General features: G+C 65.3%; 3 protein-coding genes. All 3 read right to left on the bottom strand.

Features of this window, described 5'->3' with window-relative positions; all coding sequences use genetic code 11:
- Positions 1 to 821, bottom strand: an 821-nt coding sequence (gene trbL, locus JCM9942_RS14700; protein ID WP_083468574.1) for a P-type conjugative transfer protein TrbL, incomplete at its 3' end; no start/stop codon positions are given.
- A complete protein-coding gene (locus tag JCM9942_RS20790; RefSeq protein ID WP_425478358.1) occupies positions 818 to 982 on the bottom strand; it encodes a hypothetical protein in 165 nt (54 codons plus the stop codon). The genes trbL and JCM9942_RS20790, both read right to left, overlap by 4 nt.
- A gap of 179 nt (positions 983 to 1161) precedes the next feature.
- Complete coding sequence (gene trbJ / locus JCM9942_RS14690) at positions 1162 to 1887, bottom strand: P-type conjugative transfer protein TrbJ (protein ID WP_016448817.1); 726 nt, start codon at positions 1885 to 1887, stop codon at positions 1162 to 1164.
- Between the last annotated feature and the right edge of the window lie 120 nt (positions 1888 to 2007).

Here is a 2007-nt window from a genome sequence, read left to right as displayed (position 1 = left end):
CCCGCGCCGAGCTGCGGCGCACCGGACACAAGGCCTGTCGCAATGCCGGGGCCGAAGATCCCGAGCGCCAGCAAGGTGAGCGAGGCCAGCATGATGACCAGCGCGTGGTCGATGGACGGCTCGGCGGGATGGACTTGGAACTGAGCGAACAAGCCCGAGCCGATCCCGACGATCACGGCCAGCACCAGAACCTTGACGCCGGAGGCCACCACGTTGCCCAAGACCTTTTCGGCGAGGAACGCGGTCTTGTTCCAGAGTGCGAACGGCACAAGCACAAAGCCCGCAAGCGTGGTCAGCTTGAACTCGATCAGCGTGATGAACAGTTGGATCGCCAGCACGAAGAAGCACAAGATCACAACCAGCCACGCGAGGAACATCACCACGATGGGATCAAGGTTCACGAACACTTCGGGGAAGCCCGCCATCTCGCCGATCTGCTCCAAAATCGGCGCCCCGGCGTCGATCCCGGTTTTCGCCAGCCGGCCCGGCTGCAGGAAGTTCTCCATCGTGATGGCCGAGCCGGTGGCGGTAATGCCCAATCCCGCAAACGAGCGGAACACGATGCTGGCCAGCCAGTTGAAGTTATTGATGATGTAGGCGAAGGCACCGACGTAGAGCACCTTGCGCAGCAGCTTGGCGATCACGTCCTCGCCCTGGCCGGTGGCATGGCTCATGGCCCAATACAGTCCGGCGATCGTCATGTCGATGACGATCAGCGTGGCCGTGAGGAACGCCACCTCGCCACGCAGCAGCCCGAAACCCGAGTCGATATAAGCGGCAAAGGTGTTGAGGAATTGGTCGATGATGGTCACATCATTCATGGCGTGTCCTCCGGTTCGGCGGGAAAGGCCGGCGCCATGCCATCGGCCGGTTCCTCGAAGCTCGGCGGAATCGGCGGCAGGTCGGCCAGCGTCTGGTATTCGTCCGGCCCGGCCTCGCCGGAGAAGAAGCGCCGCCGGAAGCTTCGGCGGCGGCGCGGCAAGCGTCCTCGCCCTTGGCCTGCCGGTCGGCCGCGCATTGCGCGCGCAATGCCTTGAGCCGCGCAGGATCGGCGGCCAGAGCATCGGCAAGGTTGTCGGCCGGCTGCTTGTTGCAAGCGGCCAGCAGCACGACAAGCACCACAACAGACGGGGCGAGGACGCATCGCATGGCGGCCTCCCGTCAGTTGCCGTAGAAGTTCACGGACTGCGGCGTGTACGGCGTGCCTTCGCCCAGGAAGCGCCGCCGCACTTCGCGGGCGCGCTCCGTGGCCGCCGCCTGCCGCGCCAGATCCAGCGACGCCGCCCGGTCTTGCGTGATCTGGAGCCGCTGCGACTGGATCGACTGTTTGGCCTGCAAAGCCAGCAACTGGTTCATGGCCTGCATCGCCTGCAAGGCACCTTCGGCCGACTGGCTCTTGCCCACGAGATCGGCCAGCACGCTTTCGTCTTCGCCCAGGTTCTGCGACACCTGCGCCTGCATCTGCATCGTGGTCTGCAAGCCGTTGAGCGTGTTCTTCCAACGCTCCTGCGCATCGCGGTACATCTGGTCGCCGCTGACGGTGGCGGCGTACTGCTCGGGATACAGGCGCGCGAACTCCCGATCGAGGTTCGTCACGTCGAAGGCCAAGCCGCGGGCCTGGGCGATCAGTCGCTCGGTCGTCGCCAGGTTGGCGCGCAACTGGTTCACCACGCTAGACGGCAGGCTGGCGAGGTTGCGCGCCTGGTTCATCAGCATCTTCGCTTCGTTCTGGAGCTGCTGGATCTGGTTGTTGATCTGCTCCAGCGTGCGGATGGCGGTCAGCGTGTTCTGCACGAGGTTGGTGGGATCGACCACGACCCATTGCGCATGGGCAGTGGCGGTGCAAAGCATGGCCGCGATGGCAGCGGCGATAAGACGCTTCTTCATGGCAGGTTCTCCAGGGGTTGGTCAGCGAGGGAACCCGGCGCAAGGCCGGGGAACGAGGGCAGCAGGTCGGCCGCCCAATCGAGGCCGCGATGGCGCAGCCAGGCGCCCGCGAAGCCGGGC

Source organism: Stenotrophomonas pictorum JCM 9942, assembly GCF_001310775.1.
In the GTDB taxonomy this organism is placed as follows: domain Bacteria; phylum Pseudomonadota; class Gammaproteobacteria; order Xanthomonadales; family Xanthomonadaceae; genus Stenotrophomonas; species Stenotrophomonas pictorum.
Note: the sequence above shows the minus strand (reverse complement) of the source record. Positions and strands in the feature narration are given on the sequence as shown.

Excerpts from the sequence above, each read along its gene's own strand:
- trbJ (WP_016448817.1), bottom strand. The coding sequence starts at position 1,887 with ATGAAGAAGCGTCTTATCGCCGCTGCCATCGCGGCCATGCTTTGCACC.